This is a genomic window from Erwinia sp. MYb416, from assembly GCF_037479575.1.
Taxonomy (GTDB): Bacteria; Pseudomonadota; Gammaproteobacteria; order Enterobacterales; family Enterobacteriaceae; genus Erwinia; species Erwinia rhapontici.
Genome location: NZ_JBBGYT010000265.1, coordinates 1 through 597, shown reverse-complemented (window position 1 = coordinate 597; position 597 = coordinate 1). Strand labels below are relative to the sequence as shown.

At 50.8% G+C, this 597-nt stretch carries 1 pseudogene; it reads left to right on the top strand.

Going from position 1 to position 597, the window contains the following annotated elements:
* Window positions 1-240: 240 nt before the first annotated feature.
* Window positions 241-597: pseudogene (locus tag WH277_RS02410) on the top strand (methyl-accepting chemotaxis protein); the annotation flags it as partial.

Genomic DNA, 597 nt, shown 5'->3' with positions numbered 1-597 from the left:
CTTAAAAGGTGAATGAAATTACGGTTAGATCCGCTATTAGCTTGGCACAAACCCCACCCGCTCCGCCACCCTGCAAACGTGCTCTTTTTGCCAGATTGATTGCCTGTTGAATTTATTACGGGATGAAACAATAAGCGGATAAAGATCGTGCAGCTTCTGCCGATAGATCGCTCACAGGGAAAACTTTAGTTACAAGAAGACACATAGCGATCACATTATTGCCACATCGGGGGAAGTCAGATGCAGAGTCAGTCGGTTCCAAAAAAGAAAATGAGTACCCGTACACTGATGCTGCTGACCGGGGTGCTGACTATCACCCTTGGTTTCAGCGTGACGATTGGACTGCTCAGCTGGCAGTCCAGCCAGCAGCAAAGAAAGCTGGCTGAAGATTATCTCGGTCAGATCGCCCAAAGCCAGGCACTGGCCGTACAGAATGAACTGGATTATGCCCGTACTGTCGCCACGTCGATGGGACAGAGCCTGGTCGCCCTGCGTGCCTCTGGCATCAGCGATCGCGCTGTTGCAGAACAGCAGATGATCTACTCCCTGAAACTCAACCCAAACTACCTGTCGATGTCGGTGGTGTTCGAACCTGAT